Genomic DNA, 15,123 nt, shown 5'->3' with positions numbered 1-15,123 from the left:
CCCCTGTCCGAGCCGTCGATGCTTCGCCCCCTGCCCGTGCTCGGTTCCTCCCTGCTGATCTGTGGGGCCTGGATGTTCGTCGACGGCGCCCTGCCGGAGGCGCCCGCGGCCCCGAATAACGGACCGTCGGCTCCGGCGACCGCCGCGGCGCCGGAGACCACCGCGGAACTGCTGCGGGTCGCCTCGGTCGACGCCAACCCGCGGCTGTTCACCGGCAACAGCGACCCCTCGATGCGGGCGCTGCTCCGCAGCATTGAACTGCTGCGGGACGGGTTGGAACGGCTGGACGCGGTGCCCGCCTACGCCGCCACCTTCGAGAAGCGCGAAGTCGTCGACGGCGTACTGCTGGAAGGGCAGGCGATGGACATGACCCTGCGGCACGAGCCTTTCGGCGTGCATCTCGCCTGGGTCGCCGGCCAGCGGGGCCGCACGCTGCTGTACGAGGCCGGCCGCAACGACGGCGAGATGCTGGTGAACCCGGGCGGCTGGAAAGGCCGGCTGACGGGCACGCTGCGACTCGACCCGGAGGGCTCGCTGGCCATGCGGGAGGCCCGGCACCCGGTGTCGAAGCTGGGGATGGGCGAACTCGCCGCCACGCTGCTGCGCTATCGCCTCAAGGAGATCGCCGCCGGCCGCGACGTCACCTGCACCCTGAGCGACGGCGACGAGCACGACGGTCGTCCCGCCTGGCGGAACGAACTGGAATACGCCTCGCCGGAGTCCGGCGGCGAGTTTCGCCGCTCCGTCGTTCTGATCGATCGGGAGTGGAACCTGCCCGTCCGGCTGGAGACCTACGGTTGGCCCGCCGCCGACGTGCCCCTCGACCAACTGGACGAACGCACGCTGACCGGCCGGTACGTCTACACCAACGTCGACTTCAACCGCTTCGGCGACGCCGCCCCGCTGGACGACCTCGCCGAGCTGACCGGCTTTCAAATCAAGTAGTCGGGGTTTCGCCTCGGGCTGGAATTGAACAGACACACCAACCCGAAGCGTCAGCGAGGGCCCGGCGGGCGCAGCACGCCGGCTTGCGGCCGACGCCCTCGCTGACGCTTCGGGTTAGTACGAGATGCTGTCAGCACAGTCGGTAAAGAGATCAGTCACAGCCGCACGTGCTTCAGGCACTCCTCGGCCGGCAGGACGTAGCCGACGTAGAACGGGCCGAACTCAGCGTAGTTGGCGCTCGCGGCGTCGAATCGCATCGTGTAGACGATCTCCTTGACGTCCTCCGGCGAGCGGGCCCACAGCGTCACGCCCCACTCCCAGTCGTCGAAGCCGGTGCTGGCGGTGATGAGCTGAGAAACCCGGCCGGCGAACTTGATGCCGCTGGTTGCGTGCTCCGCCATCAGTTCGCTGCGGCGCGAGAACGGCAGCGTGTACCAGTTGGCGTGCGGGTCGCGAATCTTGTTCATCGGGTAGAAGCAGTGCACCGGCATCTCCGGGAACTCCGGCGTGAGCCGCTGCACGTTCATCGCCGGTAGACGCTTTTCGTACCCGGCGACGCGGGCGGCGTAGCCGGGGCTGTCCTCGCCCATGCCCTCGCGCTTCAGCCGCTCGGCGAACTGCTCCACACTGGGCACGTATTCGCTGACCTCGCTGATCGAGACGAACGAATAACTTGGCCGCAGAGCCTGACCGGCGGCGGCCCGGACCTCCTGCAATACGGCGTCCAGCCGCAGCGGGTCCGGGTCCATCGTCATCACGCCCAGATCCGCCCGATGGCCGGTGACGGCGTAGGTTTGCAGCCGCTGGGGGGCGTGCTCCGCCTCCGGGTTCAGCGCGGCGAGCAGACGATCGCGGTCGATCTCGTGCCGACCGGGTTGCACCTGAAAGTAGGCGTGCAGGCAGTGCCAGCCGTCCTTGGTGCGGATCGTCGGCGGGGGCAGTTCACGGGCGGGGGGACGGCCGGACATGGGCGCTTTTTTTGATGATCAGGAGCCTCCCGGACGCGTGAAGCGTCCGGGAGGCAAACGTACGGCGAATTATTAGGAAGAATGCTTCTTCATGAAGGCGAGGCCGTTGACGGCCAGGTGCTCCTCCGACGGGAACATCCGCCGCCAGATGCGGGTGGCGGCCGCCAACTGCGGTAACGCCAGGCCGAAGGCCTCGATGACCAGCCAGCCGTCGTAGCCGATCTCCTTGAGCCCGGCGAACGTCTCCTCCCAACGGATTTGCCCCTCGCCCGGGGTGCTGCGGTCGTTCTCGGAGATATGGACGTGTCGCAGTTGGCTGGCGGCGTGCCGCAGGGCCGCGGCGGGGTCCTTCTCCTCGATGTTCGCGTGGAAGGTGTCGTACATGCAGCCGAGGGCCGGCTTGTCGATCGCGGCGGCGAAGTCGGCGACCTCCTGCTGCGAGTTGACGAAGTAACACTCGAACCGGTTGATCGCTTCGACGGCGATGGTGACGCCGACGTCCTCGGCGTGATCCGCGACGACGGACAGCACGTCGACCGCCCGCTTCCACTCCTCCTCCGTCCGCGACGCCTCGCTGAACTGGCCGAGGGCCGAGTGGACCGGACCGCACAGCGTCTCCGCCCCGGCAGCGGCGCAGCAGTCGAGGATCTTTTTCAGGTGGTCCGTCGCCGCGGCCCGGACGGTCGCGTCCGGCGAAATCGGGTTGTTCTCCGGCGTGCAGACTGTCACCGCGGTCCGGGCGAGGCCCGCGTCGTCGCACAGCTTGCCGAGGGCCTTCCCGGCCGCCTCGTCACCGGAGAACATCGGCAGTTCGGCACCGTCGTAGCCCCACCGTTTGATGTCCGCCAGCAGCGGGGCGTGGTCGGCGGTCACCTCCGGCGTCCAGAGGAGCAGGTTCAGGCCGTATTTCATCAGGAAGTGCGAGCGACGGGGAGCGGCGGGCGGGCGTTCGTTACCGACAATCGTCTCACGACTGCGTCAGCGACCGAACGTCTCTGGCGGCCAAGCGTAACGGTCCGGGGGGAGCAGATCGAACCGCCGGCGGTCGACCAGGGTGCGGGCCTCCGCCAGCACGGCCGTCGCGGCCTCCGGCAGCGGGGTCAGGCCGACCCGTTTGCAGACCTGATTCATGCGGAACAGCAGCCGGGCCGGGTCGGCGTAATCCTCAAGGAACCGGCTGTCGCGGAACCCGCGGACGAGCTTCGCCAGCCGATCCGTCCCCTGCGGATGCAGGCGATTAACGAAGGCCTCCACCTCCTCCGGATCGACGGCGTTCACCGCCTCGTAGTATCGGGACAGGCAGCCCGGGACTCGTTCTCGGAGTACGTCGTCCAGCAGCATCTCCGTGCCGATGTGGCCGAGGAACCCGCTGCGGAAGCCGTCGCCTGGGCCGAACGTCTCCCGCAGCGTCACGCCCAAGTGAGCGGTCACTTCCGCAAAGCCCCGCGTGGCGTGGAACCAGCCGTCGTCGTGCAGATGGCGGCGGACGCCCTCGCAGAAGGCGCTCAGGCGGGGGTCGTCGCCGGGGAGCAGCAGGCGTTCCCGCAACCGCACCTTGCGATCGGCGACGCTGAGCAGGTCCGGGGCGCCCGCCCCGACGACCCGCAACGGCTGGAGAGTATCCCCCTCCCCGAGCAGGGGCAGGGCGTGGGCGAGAAAATTCAGAACGACTGTCCGACGGGGGGTGGCGACATGGCCTTTTCGACGAAGCATTGTTGAGGGCTCGCCCCCCGCGGTCCACAATCCGCGGCCGTTTCCGTCGTCCCCCCCGTCCTTCGCCCCCGGCCCGTGCCCCACGCCGACCCTCTCCGGCTGGTCGTTCTGGCCCGCGACGGCAGCGACCGCGTCCAGACCGCGTGGCGGGAGGTGCGGACGTTTCTGGAAGGCCGCACGGACGTCGAACTGCTCGCCGCCGCCCTCGACGAGGATCTCCCCGCCGCCCCGGAGGGCACGGAACTCGCCGTGGTGCTGGGCGGGGACGGGGCGATGCTGCGGGCCTCGCACATGTTCGGAACGGGGCAGGTGCCGTTGCTCGGGGTGAACCTCGGCCGGCTGGGGTTCCTCGCCGATCTGTCGCCGCAGGAGTTCTTCGAGCGGTTCGACGAACTGGCGCACCGGGCCTACGAGATCCGCGAGCACCTGATGTTCCGCGTGCGGCTCCGCCGCAACGGCGAATATGTCCGCGACGAAACCGGAGCCGGCGGGGAGGAGGGGTTCCTCGGCCTGAACGAGCTGGCCGTCAGCAGCCGCACGCTGCACATGATCGAGGTGCGGCTGGAGATTGGCGGGGTGCCCGTCACTACCTACAACGGCGACGGGCTGATCGTCAGCACCCCTGTCGGCAGCACGGCCCATAACCTGTCGGCCGGCGGCCCGATTCTGCGGCAGGACCTGCGGGCCTTCGTGGTCACCCCCATCTGCCCGCACACCCTCACGGTGCGCCCGCTGGTGGACGTGGCGGACGCCGTCTACACCCTCGCCTTGGAGAACGACTGCGACGGGGCGACCGCCACCGTGGACGGCCGCACCCGGTTGCCCATGTCCTGCGGCGACGTGCTGGAGCTGTCCGCCGCGGAGGTCGCCTGCCCGCTGGTCAAACTGCCCGGCGCGAACTTCTACGCCGCCCTGCACAACAAGCTCGGCTGGGGCGGCCAACCGCGTTATCGGCGGTAGAAATCGGTTGAAGCGGGCAGGTTGAAGGCGGCAGACCGGGCGGCGCCGGGTCGTCGGGCGGCGCCTGCCGCCTTCGCTCTGTCGCCTTCGCCTTCCCCCTCATTTCAGGAACTGCTACGCCCCGCGGCACGCATTCCCTCGCGCCCGGAGCTTCCCGCCGTGACCCCGCTGCTGCTCGCCGCCCTTTCCCTCGCCCCGCTCGCGGACCCGGCCGGCGCCGCCGGGCCGGAGTACCTGCTCCGCTACAAGTTTGAGCCGGAAACGAGTCTGCGGCACGAGATCGTGACGACCGTCACCATCGACAGCGTCTCGCAGGGCGCCCCGCAGCTCGTTCAAAATGCCGGCAAGACCGTTCAGCGGATGGACGTGCTGCCCCTGCCCGCCGACGCCGCCGAGGGAACCGCGGGCGTGCTGCGGGTGCACAGCGAAAAAGTGAAGCTCTCCGCCCAGTTCGACGCCCAGCCGCCCACCTCCTACGACAGCGAGAAGGACGAGCCGGTCGTGGGGGGCTACGAGCAGGTTGATGCGGTCGCCAAAGCCCCGCTGGGCGAGTTGACCGTTTCCGACCTGGGTCAGGTAACGCATGCCGTCAGCCTGCTGCCGGGCATGGAGAATCTCGCCCCGGAGGAGGCGGCCGACGTCTACAAAGACCTATTCCCCCGCCTGCCGGAAGAGCGGGTCGCGGTGGGCCAGTCCTGGGTGCAGACGCTGAAAGTGCGCGTGCAGGAGGGCAAACTCGCCAAGCCCTGGACCCTGCGGCGTCGCTCCACGCTGACCAAAGTCGAGAACGGCGTCGCCACGATCGTGGTGAAGATCACCCCGCTGCCCCCCCCGACGGAGCCGTCCTTCGAGGAACAACTGGCGATGAAGTGCCCCGCCGGCCTGCTGGAGTTCGACATCGAGACCGGGCGAATCCTGACGCTGCGGGCCGAGGTGGACGCGGAGATCGTCGGCTTCCGCGGGCCGGGCAGCCTGCTGAAATTGAAGAGCCTCCACTATCAGAAGCTGATCGAAAGCGGCCCGACGGAGACGCTCGTCCCCGCGAAGACGGCCTCGTCCGATACCGCTGAAATCCGATAATCGTGGGCGAAACGCTCCGTCGGCACGCCGCTTGCAGCGGGCGGAGCGGACCGTAGACTGGGGCTCCGCCCGCCGCGACGCCCGTCCCCCCGCTCGATGCCCCCCGTCTCCTCGCAGGACCGCGATCTGAGCCTGTTGACGGCGGCGAAGCGGGCGGCGTTGGACGCCGGCGGGGCTCCCGTGCTGGCGCTGCTGGACGTGCCGCCGGACTTTGCGGCGTGGACCGACCTGCTCAAGCGGACCCGGCTGATCGTCGCCTCGGATCGCCCCGTGGTGCAGAACGCCGCCCGGGCCGTAGAGTTGCCGGTGGTGGCCCTCCAGCACGAGCCGCAGACCCGGCAGACGCAGCTTTCCCAGGCGCTGCTGGAAGCGATCGCCGACGACCTCCTCGCCAGCGGGGACACCGTCGTCTGCCTGTATTCGCTGTTCGAAAAGCACGGCGTCGATTCGCTGTCGGTGGTCAGCCTGGCCGATCACCTCTCCCGGCTCACCTCCCGCGACCTGCGGCGGCTGGATACGCAGGTCCCGCTGGAAACGCTGCGGCAGGTCGTCGACCTGGCCGTGGAGATCGGCCACGAGGGCCGCGAGGGGAAGAAGGTGGGCGCCCTGTTCGCCGTCGGCGATCATGAGCGGGTCATGGCACTGAGCCACGAGCAGGTCCACGACCCGTTCCGCGGCTATTCGCGGAAGGACCGCCTGATCCGCAACCCCCGCGTGCAGGAGTCGATCAAGGAGATCGCCCAGATGGACGGGGCCTTCGTGGTCGGCAGTGACGGCCTGATGCACGGGGCCGGCCGGAACCTCAACGCCCCCGCGGAGGGGCTGACGCTCTCCAAGGGCCTCGGCGCCCGGCACTGGGCGGCGGCGGCGATGTCCAAGGTGACGGACGCGATCCTCGTCGCCGTCAGCGAATCGACCGGCACGGTCCGCGTGTTCCAGAACGGCCGGGTCGTGCTGCGGATCGAACCCGTGGAACGCGGCCTGCGGTGGAGCGAACTGCACACCGAGCCGCCCTCGGATTAGCCGCCGGCCCGACCCGCCGCCGGAAACCCGCCGCCGAAAGCCGGGTTCCCCTGTTCGCCGCGGTGATGCTATTGCGGGCGCGGAGCATTTTTCCTCGGTCCGGCCGGCAGGCACGACGACATGGGCGCGGCACTTCTCAAAGCGGGCGGCATGACCACGGCGCTGGTGGGCGGGGCGTTCGCCCTGTTCCAGGCGAACGCCGCGGTCGAAGGCTCCCTCGCGGCCGCCGCCGTCCTGCAACCGGCCGCGGACCCGTTCGCGGACGGCACGGACGATTTCGGCGAGGACCTCGGCGGCAGCCCGGAGGCCGCGACCCTCGATCCCGGTTGGTTCGAGGACGCCCCGGCCTCCCCGCCCCCCGCTCAACCTCCCGCCCCCCCAACCGCGGCCGATGCGGCCTTCGGCAACGAGTTGTGGGCCAACCCGCCCGCGGCCGTCGGCGGCGCCCCGCTGCGGGGCGAACCGGCGGCGCCCGCCGCCGCGACGCCCGCCCGTCGCATTGAGGTGACGCCGGAGCCCCCCGCCGCCGAACCGGCCCGCGATCCCCGCCCCGCCCCGGCGGCGGTCGACTTCGATTTCGATTCTTGGGCGGACCCGCCGGCCGCCGCGCCGGCCTCGCCCCCGCCGGCCGACGCGTTCCCCGCCGAATCCGAACCGGCCGCCGCGACGCCCTCGCCGGTTCCCCGTTCGAGCCAGTCGCAGTCGAACCTGCTGGAGTTCGACGATCGCCGACCCGCCGACGCGGCGGTGCAGTTGCGCGTGCAGAAAGAGGCCCCGCCGGAGGCCAAGCCGGGCGAGTCGTTCGTCTACACGATCGTCGTCAAGAACGTCGGCGACGCCGTGGCCCGGGCGGTCTCCGTGGAGGAGCCCGTCCCCGCCGGCGTCACGCTGGAGGGCACCGACCCGCAGGCGGACCTGCTCGGTCAGACGCTCCGCTGGACGCTGGGCGATCTGCCGCCCGGCGGCGAGCGGGCGCTGAACGTGAAGGTCGTTCCCAACGTCGCCGGCACGGTCGGCAGCGTGACGGCGGTGCGTTGCGATCTGACCGCCGCCGCCCGCACAGCCGTGCTGGCCCCGCGGCTGGCGCTCTCCGCCGGCCCCGCCGGCCCGGTGCGGGCCGGGCGGCCGTTCGATCTGCGGATCACGGTGTCGAACGTCGGCACCGCCGACGCCCCCGCCGCCGCCGTGCGGACCGTGCTGCCCGCGGGCGTCACCCACGTCAGCGGGGAACGCGATCTGGTCTACGACGTCGGCCTGCTCAAGGCCGGGCAGACGCGGGAGGTCTCCCTGACCGTCGCCGCGGACGCCCCCGGCCCGGTCGATTTTCAGTGCGAACTGACCGGCGCCGGCGCCGCCCCCGCGTCGACCGTCGCGGCGGTGCAGGTCGACCGCCGTCAGCTGACGCTCACCCGCAGCGGCCCCCGCACCCGGTTCCTCGGCCGGACCGGGGAGTACAAGAACGTCGTGACGAACGTTTCGCAGGCCCCGGCTCCCCCCGTGCAGGTGGTCGAAACGGTTCCGAGCGGACTGAAGTTCGCCTCCGCGACCGCCGGCGGCCGGTTTGACGCCGCCGCCCGCACCGTCTCCTGGGACGTGCCGGCGCTGCCGCCCGGTCGCTCCACCACGCTGGGCGTGACCTTGGAGGCGGAGGCCGCGGGGCAGTTGGACAGCGTCGTCTCCCTGCAGACCGGCGGCCGCACCGAGGCGGAGCTGGTCGCGGCGACGGAAGTTCGCGGTTACACCGCCGTAGCCCCGCGAATTGAAGGCCTGAACGGGCCGCTGGCGATCGGGGAGCGGGTCGCCGTGCTGGTCACCCTCAAAAACACCGGCACCGACGCCGCCAGCGGGCTGTTCGCCGACATGAACCTGCCTGCCTCGATGCGGGCCCTCCTGTACGATGGGCAGGGTTTGGAGGCCGAGGCCACCGATCACGGCATCCGCCTGACGCCGACCGAACCGCTGGCTCCCGGAGCGACCGTCACCGCCGAGGTGCTGGTCGAGGGCGCCGCGGCGGGCGAGGGGGCGATCGAACTGATCGTCAACGCCGACCACCTGCCGGAACCCGCCCGACGCTCCGAGCCGGTTCGCGTGTACGCCGACGCCGAGTGACCGTCGCCGAATGACCGACCCCGCTTCGCCCCCCGCGCCCCCTGCCCCGAGTCCGACCGTGTCCCGTCTCGCCCGCGTCGCCGCCGCGCGGGTCTGCGTAATCAAACCCAGCGCGCTGGGGGACGTCGTGCAGGCGATGCCCCTGCTGCGCGTGCTCCGCCGTCGCTTTCCGCGGGCAGAAATCACCTGGGTCATCGCCTCCGGGCTGTCGGACCTGGTCCACCCGCACCCGCTGGTGGATCGAGTGATCCGCTTCGAGCGTCGCGGCGGCTGGCGGGCCTGGCGGCGTCTGCTGGGCGAACTGCGGGCCGCCCGCTTCGACCTCGTCTTCGATCTGCAAGGGCTGGCCCGGACCGGTCTGATGACCGCGGCGACCGGGGCGCCGGTACGGATCGGGCTGGAAACCGCCCGGGAGGGGGCTTCGCTGGCGGTGCACCGCACGATTCCGGACAGCGGCCGGAACATGCCCGCCCACGCCCGCTACTGGCGGGTGGCGGAGGAGTTGGGGCTGGGCGAACAGGATCGCGCCACCCCCATCGCGGTCTCCCGCTCGGACGCCGCCTTCGCCGCCAGCGTGCTGCCGGCGGACCGTTTGAAGATGGCTCTCGTGCCCGGCGCCAAGTGGGTCACGAAGCGCTGGCCGCCGGAGAAGTTCGCCCGGCTGGCCGTGACGGCGTTTCGCAAGACCGGCGCGGTGCCGGTGGTCGTGGGAGCGCCGGACGAGATCGAACTCTGCGGCGAGGTGATGCGGACGCTCCTGCGGCTCGCCCCCGGCTGCGGAGCGATCAACCTCGCCGGCGGTACGACGTTGCGGCAACTCGCCGCCGTACTGGCCGGCTGCGATCTGGCGGTCTCGAACGACACCGGCCCGATGCACCTGGCGGCCGCGGTCGGCACGCCGGTGGTGGGCATCTTCACCTGCACCGACCCGGTCCGCAGCGGCCCGCCGGGACCGCGGCACGAAGTGCTGCAAACCAGCGTCGCCTGCGCCGGCAGCTACAAGAAGCAGTGCCCCTATGCCGGCGCCGACAAGTGCGCCTGCCTGGAAGACGTGCAGGTCGCCGCGGTGTGGGAGGCGACGGTCCGCTGCCTGCGAAAGAACGGCCTGATCCGCCCGACCGGCTCCCGCTCGAGCGACGCGGAGCCGATCCTCCTGCCGTTCCGCCACGCCGCCTGAACGGGCGACTGGTTCGTCCTCCGGCTGAGCGGGTACGGCGATGACGGGTTCTGACTCGAGCCTCCTTGGGTCACGCCCCTGCTGGGCACCGGCGCTCCGGCCGCTTTGGTGTCCGCGTTCTGCTGCGAAGTGGATGAAGGCCGCAGCACGTTCCGGGGCGCCTCTCTCGCGTGCATTCTCGGTCTGCCTGTCGCCGGCGCCTCCGTCGAGTCGTTTCTCTGGGTTCAGAACCAGCCCATCCGGGACGGCCTCCTGGACTGACTGGTTCCGCTGTCGGCAGCGCTCTGGCGGGATCGCGGGAGATGGCGCTTCGGCCACCGACCCGGCGTCGCCCGGCCTCTCGATGAGTAGGCCCAGGTCGACCCGGATCGGCGCCGCAGCGCCCGTCGCCCCCGCCGCTCGCGGGAGCGATCGACGGCGTTTCCTCACCTGGGGCTGGGGAGAGTGTAGGTCAGTGCGCCGTGTGCGGAGTTGCCCCCGGAGTTGCCCGCGGCGGTAACCGCGCCCACCACGCCCGCCGGGGCGGTCGGGAGCGGCGCGTCCGCCTCAACGAAGCAGACGGTGGACGGGCCGCCGACCTCGGTGGCCGCGATCGCCGCGGCGGCCCCGTTCAGCAGTCGCGTTCCCCCGTGGGCGGACCACTCGCCGTTCATGTCCACCGCCACGGCGATTTTTACGCGGATCGTCTCGCCGCCCATCCCGTCGAACGGGGGGACCGGGTGCGGGCCGTGCCAGCGAACCACGGGGCGGTACGAACAGGCCTCCTCCAACTGCTCCCCCATGCTGTCGACCAGGCATCCGTCCGGATTGAAATCGAATAGCGCCAGGCACCACGGCTTGGCGTCGGGGTGATCGCTGATAAAGCCGTACCACAGCCCGGGGCTGTCCGGGGCGTTGCGAGGACCGGGGGCGTTGCGGGGGCTGGGGGTGCGGGCCGGGTCGACAATCATCACTCAAATGCAATCGGGAGGCTAGTGGCGGGAACGCGGCGGTCGACGATCGGCCGCCGCGGAACCCTCGCCCAGGTGATTCGAACCCGCCACGGGCGAGCAGCAGCATCCGCCGACCGGGGACCGCCGGTGGCGACGGCGCCGTGTCGGGCTCCCGCCCGTCGGCCCGCCGCTTCCGCGCCGGCGCGAACTCCGGCGCCCGCTCCGGAACGCGTCCGTCTCGACGGGGAACGCAACTTCGGCGTCCCGCTTCCGGTCCCCATGGACAGAGAAGAACGGGCTGATCCGCCCGACCGGCACCCGCTCGAGCGACGCGGAGCCGATCCTCCTGCCGTTCCGTCACGCTGCCTGACGCGGCGGTCGTTGCGGTTGAGGCCAGGAGCCGCTCACGGGGCCCCGGCGACGTAGTCGTCGCAGCGGACGACGCGGCCGGAGCTGCCGCCCTGCTCGACCAGCACCCCGAACTGCCCGGCGGCGCCGCGAAGCTCGCGGTTGTGGATCGTGTCGGTCTCCAGCGTCCATTCGGCCGGCTCCGCCTCGTCCGCCGGCCACAGCTTGGCCTGCAGGACGACGCCGTGGTCCCGCTCCCGGGCGACCATCCGCAGGCGATAATCAGTTTTGGACTGCACGACGACGGGGTTGGCCGCCCGTTTGACGGTCCGCGTCGCCCCGGCGATGCGGCGGAACGCTTCCAGCGTCCGGGTGTCGCCGGTTCCGACCCGCACGCCGCAGCAACTGTCGGCGTCGCCGTTCCAACGGGCGATCAGACCGACCTTCGGCACGTTCATGCTGATCTGAAAGGTGACAGACTGATCCACGTCCGTGATCGCCTGCGGCGTGGGCGAGAGCAGGACGACCCCGCCCTCCCCCGCGGATCGCACCAGCGCCCGGCCGTCTTCCCGGTAGACCCGCGGCCTCACGCCGCCGAGTTCCACGACCGTCCACCTCTCGCCCCAGCCGTTCGCAGCCGGCTCGTCAAAAGCGTCCGTGATCGAAGGCGCCGGCGTCGCGGCGGGGGGCGACGGCCTGTCGGCCGTCGGTAAGGCCGTGCGCCGCGCGTTCCACCGCTCGACCGGCTCGCCGAGGTCGCCGTTCGGCCGGTGCAGCTGGAACGCGGGGCCGTCCGCCGGTTCGACCGTGATGAGCGTGTCCGGGTGCAGGTTCTCGTTCAGGCGGAACTGCGGGACGTCGCCCTCGAACCGGCAGTGCAGGAAGTCGACCCAGTCCCGCTTCGCCTGTTCGACCGGACCGTCGTAGGTGAAGGCGACGGCGGCGTCCGTCACGTCGGCGACGGCCACTTCCTCCACCCACGTCGGCTGCCCCGGCGGGGGTTGGTGCTTCACGAACTCCATCCCGTAGCGGGTAACGCCCGCCCCCTCGATCCGCAGGCGCTCGAACCGGAGCTGCTTGCCGCTGCCGGAGACGGCGTGCACCTGCACCCCCGCCCGACCGTTCCCGTAGAGGATCGCGTCTCGATACTCGTAGGAGTTGCTGTAGGCGCCGTGCTCCAAGCCGTTGTCGGCGTTGTGATAGGAGACGAACGGGCCGACGCGGTGCCGTTCCGCGTTGTTCTGCCAGACGAACAGCCCGTCCTGCTTGTTGTTGTGGGCGACGCAGTTGGTGAACTCCCACACGTCGCCGAACTGCTCCGGCCAGAGGAAGCCGCTGGCGTCGTTGTTGCCCCGGACGCCGACGGCGACGCAGTCCGCAATCGCGTTCCGCTCGCCGTGCCGCAGGTTGAAGCCGGTCAGGCGATAGCCGCGAAAGTCCGGGTCGGACCGAACGAACGAGGCGACGCAGCGCTCCCAGCGGCTGTCGTGGGATTCGTGCCCCTCGCCCGGGTCCCACCAGTAGGCGTCCTCCCAAGTGTCGTGGCTCACGCAGCCTCGCAGCGTGACGCCGTGGCTGGCGTGCGGCACGAAGGCCCGGTTGCCGCACTCATGGACCACGACGTTCTCCACCAGCGAGCCCCGCGAGCTGTCGCCGCAGTGGTGGAAGTGCACGGGGTAGCGGCCGAGCACGCTGTGGGTGATCCCGTTGCCGTCCGGCGGCGTCCGCGGGCCCATGTGACGAAAGGCGACGTTGCGAATCGCCTGCGGAGCGTCCGTCATGAACAACGCGTGCGCCCGGCCCGCCTCCGTCCCCTGCAGCACGACGTTGCGGGTGAGGTTCAGGACTTCGGCCGTCCACTCGTCGTTCACACGCGGGTGCGCGTGCGTCAGCGGTTCGCTGAGCGTGACGGTTTCGCCGTCGACCCGCTGGATACGCACATCGTCGTAGCCGGTCCAGCACTCCTTACCGACCGCTGGGGACTGCGTCGGCGTGAGCACGAGGCGATCGCCGACCCGCCACCCCGCGGCGTCCTCCACCTGAATTTGGGTCGCCCCGGCCTCGGCGCCGCCGCGGAGGCGGGTCCAGGGCGTCTTCTCGGCGCCGACGGCGTCCAGCACGCCGCCGCCCCTCGCCCACAGGCCGACGTCGCTCGCCAACGGCTTCATCCCGCCCCCGACGAAGGCCCCTTCGTCGACCTCCACGAAGGTCAGCGTGTGCCGCAGCTCCGCGGACTCCGGCCGCATCGACAGCCGACCGTACAGCAGCAGATTGCCGCGGAGCCGCAGTTCCGCAGACATCCCCTCCGGGAACGCGAGGGCGCCGTCCACTTTCAGCGTGCCCAGCACGGGGCTCCGCTCCAGATCGATCGCCACCACGATTCCCTCGCCGATCGACACGTCGTCGCCCTCGCGGGGCAGGACCCCGCCGCCCCAGGTCTTCGGCTCGGACCACGTCCCGGAACGTTCCGCCTCCCGCTCCGCAGCCATCGCCGCACCGGATCCGGCCGAGCCGAGCAGACCGACCAAAACGAACGCCGGCAGGGCGAGAGGGCGGACCATCTGGAGACGCTGCGAGAGAGGTTGAAACCGAGCGAGCCGTCAACGGAGCCCGCCCGCAGACCCATTCAACCCTACCGATGCGACCGCGGGTGAACAAATCCCGCCAAACTGTCGGCCCGGGTATCCTGTCGCCTATCAGTTCCAGCACAACGAAGACAGGAAGAGCTGAACCGCGGGTCTCGTCCGATTTGAAACGGTCGAACTGCGTAGAGGCGACGCAGAATCCGACGCAAATCTTCTGCCAGCACCAAGCCGGCCGGACAACTCGCCGAACGCCGGACCGACTGGAGCAGCACGAACCGTCCCCGGCCGCTCCCAGCCTCCACCGCAGTGCCCCCGCAAGGAATCGAACCTTGAACCTACTGATTAAGAGTCAGTTGCTCTACCGATTGAGCTACAGGGGCGACTCTTTCCCCGCCGCGAACGGTGGGGGCGGGTAGTGTACCGTCTTCGGACACGGGGGCAACGCATCCGGTTCGCGGAGTTCGCCGCATTCGTGTCGGGCGACGATCCGTGGCATCCTGCTCGCGTGAACCGTCCCTCGCCCCACGAACCGCCGGTCCCCCCTCCGGACCGCAAGACGCCGGGCGGATCGCCGCCGCAGGGTTTTGCCTGGGGGGTGAGCCGAGCAGTTCTGTCCTGTTCCGCCCAACCGTATCTGGGCGTGCGGGCCGCGGGGACGGAACGTCTCCGTGGCGAAGGCGGGGGGCTGCTGTTGGCGAACCACCAAAGCTTTCTCGATCCGATTGTGCTCGGTTTGCCGCTGGAGCGGTCGATCACGTTTCTCGCCCGGGACAGCCTGTTTCGCCTGCCCGGCTTCGGCCGTTATCTGCGGGCGATGAAAACGCTGCCGATCGCCCGGGACGCACCGGCGACCGCCGTCATGCGGGCGGCGCTCGCCGCGATCGAACGGGGCGAACTCGTCGGACTGTTCCCCGAGGGCACCCGCACCGCGGACGGGTCGCTGGGGCCGCTGAAACCGGGGTTCGTCACGCTGGCCCGGCGCAGCGGACGGCCGGTCTATCCGGTGGGCATCGCCGGGGCGTTCGAGTGTCTGCCCCGGTCCCGCAAGCTGCCGATCCCGGGGCCGGGGCGGGTGCGGGTGGTGTTCGGGGCGCCGATCCCGCCGGAGCGCCTCAACGCCGCCGGGGGGGCGGCGGAGATCGTGGTGCTCGTCTCGGAACGCATCGCGGCGGCCCACGCGGCGGCGGTGCGGTGGCGTGAGACCGGGGAGGAACCGTCGGACGTGGACGCGACCGCCGAACCGGGCTAAACCCCGGCCCCGTCCTCCCGTTCGAGATCTCCCG

General features: G+C 70.8%; 12 protein-coding genes and 1 tRNA gene. 7 read left to right on the top strand and 6 right to left on the bottom strand.

The window, feature by feature from the left end; all coding sequences use genetic code 11:
- The first annotated feature begins 18 nt into the window (after positions 1 to 18).
- A complete protein-coding gene (locus CA12_RS17180) occupies positions 19 to 945 on the top strand; it encodes a DUF1571 domain-containing protein (RefSeq protein ID WP_165700827.1) in 927 nt (308 codons plus the stop codon).
- Positions 946 to 1,100: 155 nt separating this feature from the next.
- Here CA12_RS17180 and hemQ read toward each other — a convergent pair whose 3' ends face one another.
- From hemQ to CA12_RS17165, 3 genes are all read right to left on the bottom strand, one after another.
- Positions 1,101 to 1,913, bottom strand: coding sequence for a hydrogen peroxide-dependent heme synthase (gene hemQ / locus CA12_RS17175; RefSeq protein ID WP_207622028.1), 813 nt, complete (start codon positions 1,911 to 1,913; stop codon positions 1,101 to 1,103).
- A gap of 72 nt (positions 1,914 to 1,985) precedes the next feature.
- Positions 1,986 to 2,825 carry a sugar phosphate isomerase/epimerase family protein gene (locus tag CA12_RS17170; RefSeq protein ID WP_145360233.1) on the bottom strand — a complete coding sequence of 280 codons (840 nt, stop codon included), beginning with the start codon at positions 2,823 to 2,825 and terminating at the stop codon, positions 1,986 to 1,988.
- A 66-nt stretch (positions 2,826 to 2,891) separates the two neighbouring features.
- Complete coding sequence (locus tag CA12_RS17165) at positions 2,892 to 3,626, bottom strand: hypothetical protein (RefSeq protein ID WP_145360232.1); 735 nt, start codon at positions 3,624 to 3,626, stop codon at positions 2,892 to 2,894.
- A 75-nt stretch (positions 3,627 to 3,701) separates the two neighbouring features.
- Here CA12_RS17165 and CA12_RS17160 point away from each other — a divergent pair, with 75 nt between their 5' ends.
- The 5 genes from CA12_RS17160 to CA12_RS17140 all read left to right on the top strand — a co-directional run bounded on the left by CA12_RS17160 (position 3,702) and on the right by CA12_RS17140 (position 9,975).
- On the top strand, positions 3,702 to 4,586 hold the full coding sequence (locus CA12_RS17160; RefSeq protein WP_145360231.1) for an NAD(+)/NADH kinase: 885 nt from the start codon (positions 3,702 to 3,704) through the stop codon (positions 4,584 to 4,586).
- A 159-nt stretch (positions 4,587 to 4,745) separates the two neighbouring features.
- On the top strand, positions 4,746 to 5,666 hold the full coding sequence (locus CA12_RS17155) for a hypothetical protein (RefSeq protein WP_145360230.1): 921 nt from the start codon (positions 4,746 to 4,748) through the stop codon (positions 5,664 to 5,666).
- A gap of 96 nt (positions 5,667 to 5,762) precedes the next feature.
- The gene (locus tag CA12_RS17150) at positions 5,763 to 6,689 is read left to right on the top strand and encodes a DNA integrity scanning protein DisA nucleotide-binding domain protein (RefSeq protein WP_145360229.1); all 927 of its coding nucleotides are present in this window, start codon (positions 5,763 to 5,765) and stop codon (positions 6,687 to 6,689) included.
- A 120-nt stretch (positions 6,690 to 6,809) separates the two neighbouring features.
- Positions 6,810 to 8,798, top strand: a complete 1,989-nt coding sequence (locus CA12_RS17145) for a DUF11 domain-containing protein (RefSeq protein ID WP_145360228.1) — start codon at positions 6,810 to 6,812, stop codon at positions 8,796 to 8,798.
- A gap of 58 nt (positions 8,799 to 8,856) precedes the next feature.
- Complete coding sequence (locus CA12_RS17140) at positions 8,857 to 9,975, top strand: glycosyltransferase family 9 protein (protein WP_165700825.1); 1,119 nt, start codon at positions 8,857 to 8,859, stop codon at positions 9,973 to 9,975.
- A gap of 425 nt (positions 9,976 to 10,400) precedes the next feature.
- On the opposite strand, the gene CA12_RS17135 is transcribed toward CA12_RS17140, so the two are convergent.
- The 3 genes from CA12_RS17135 to CA12_RS17125 form a co-directional block, all read right to left on the bottom strand.
- Positions 10,401 to 10,925, bottom strand: a complete 525-nt coding sequence (locus CA12_RS17135) for a hypothetical protein (RefSeq protein ID WP_145360226.1) — start codon at positions 10,923 to 10,925, stop codon at positions 10,401 to 10,403.
- A gap of 386 nt (positions 10,926 to 11,311) precedes the next feature.
- Positions 11,312 to 13,816, bottom strand: a complete 2,505-nt coding sequence (locus CA12_RS17130; RefSeq protein ID WP_145360225.1) for a G8 domain-containing protein — start codon at positions 13,814 to 13,816, stop codon at positions 11,312 to 11,314.
- A gap of 331 nt (positions 13,817 to 14,147) precedes the next feature.
- A tRNA-Lys gene (locus CA12_RS17125) sits at positions 14,148 to 14,220 on the bottom strand.
- 215 nt (positions 14,221 to 14,435) lie between these two features.
- On the opposite strand from CA12_RS17125, the gene CA12_RS17120 reads away from it, so the two are divergent.
- Entirely contained in the window at positions 14,436 to 15,089 is a 654-nt protein-coding gene (locus CA12_RS17120) for a lysophospholipid acyltransferase family protein (protein WP_145360224.1), read from the top strand.
- The last annotated feature ends 34 nt before the right edge of the window (positions 15,090 to 15,123 follow it).

Source organism: Alienimonas californiensis (genome assembly GCF_007743815.1).
Classification (GTDB): Bacteria; Planctomycetota; Planctomycetia; order Planctomycetales; family Planctomycetaceae; genus Alienimonas; species Alienimonas californiensis.
Note: the sequence above shows the minus strand (reverse complement) of the source record. Positions and strands in the feature narration are given on the sequence as shown.

Coding starts and splice junctions, on each gene's coding strand:
- CA12_RS17165 (WP_145360232.1), bottom strand. CDS start 3,626: ATGCTTCGTCGAAAAGGCCATGTCGCCACCCCCCGTCGGACAGTCGTT.
- CA12_RS17170 (WP_145360233.1), bottom strand. CDS start 2,825: ATGAAATACGGCCTGAACCTGCTCCTCTGGACGCCGGAGGTGACCGCC.
- CA12_RS17135 (WP_145360226.1), bottom strand. CDS start 10,925: ATGATTGTCGACCCGGCCCGCACCCCCAGCCCCCGCAACGCCCCCGGT.
- hemQ (WP_207622028.1), bottom strand. CDS start 1,913: ATGTCCGGCCGTCCCCCCGCCCGTGAACTGCCCCCGCCGACGATCCGC.
- CA12_RS17130 (WP_145360225.1), bottom strand. CDS start 13,816: ATGGTCCGCCCTCTCGCCCTGCCGGCGTTCGTTTTGGTCGGTCTGCTC.
- CA12_RS17180 (WP_165700827.1), top strand. CDS start 19: ATGCTTCGCCCCCTGCCCGTGCTCGGTTCCTCCCTGCTGATCTGTGGG.
- CA12_RS17145 (WP_145360228.1), top strand. CDS start 6,810: ATGGGCGCGGCACTTCTCAAAGCGGGCGGCATGACCACGGCGCTGGTG.
- CA12_RS17150 (WP_145360229.1), top strand. CDS start 5,763: ATGCCCCCCGTCTCCTCGCAGGACCGCGATCTGAGCCTGTTGACGGCG.